General features: G+C 72.3%; 1 pseudogene. It reads left to right on the top strand.

The features are described 5' to 3' along the window. A pseudogene (locus tag CSC70_RS13850) lies at positions 1-747 on the top strand (ESPR-type extended signal peptide-containing protein); the annotation flags it as partial.

The raw sequence follows: 747 nt of genomic DNA, 5'->3' as shown, positions 1-747 counted from the left end.
CGTTCTTCGGGTTCATCCCGACCGAGGCCTCGGGTGATTACAGCGTGGCGGTCGGGGGCGGCGCCTGGGCGCCGGGGACCAACGCCACGGCGGTGGGCAACTTCGCCCCGGCGGTCGGCGAGAACAGTCTGGCGCTGGGCGGCGATGCGACGGCCGAGGCCGATGGCAGCGTGGCGCTGGGCCAGGGCTCGTTTGCGGACCGCGAGAACACGGTATCGGTGGGCGACGTGGGCAGCGAGCGCCAGATTACGAACGTGGCGGCGGGCACGGAGGACACCGATGCGGTGAACGTGTCGCAGCTGAACGAAGTGGCGGCGGTGGCGGAGAACACGGACAAGTACTTCCAGGCCTCGGGCAGCGCGGACAGCGATGCGGGCGCGTATGTGGAAGGCGACAACGCGACGGCGGCGGGCGAGGCGACCAATGCGATCGGCGCCGGCGCTTCGGCATACGGCAGCGGTGCCAACGCGCTGGCCGACAACGCCACCGCGGTGGGGTTCAATGCGCTGGCGGTCGGGATCAGCAGCACGGCGCTGGGCGACAACGCGCAGGCGCTGGGCGACCAGAGCGTGGCGGTGGGTCAGAACGCGACGGCGGTGGAAGTGGGCTCGAGCGCGTTTGGCGAAGGAGCGCAGGCCGAAGGGGCGTATGCGACGGCGACCGGCGCCGAGTCGGTGGCGGTGGGCCTGCAGGCCACGGCGAACGGGTTCCGGGCCGAGGCCACGGGCGATGCGTCGACGGCGGTGG

Source organism: Pseudoxanthomonas kalamensis DSM 18571 (assembly GCF_010211745.1).
Taxonomy (GTDB): domain Bacteria; phylum Pseudomonadota; class Gammaproteobacteria; order Xanthomonadales; family Xanthomonadaceae; genus Pseudoxanthomonas_A; species Pseudoxanthomonas_A kalamensis.
Note: the sequence above shows the minus strand (reverse complement) of the source record. Positions and strands in the feature narration are given on the sequence as shown.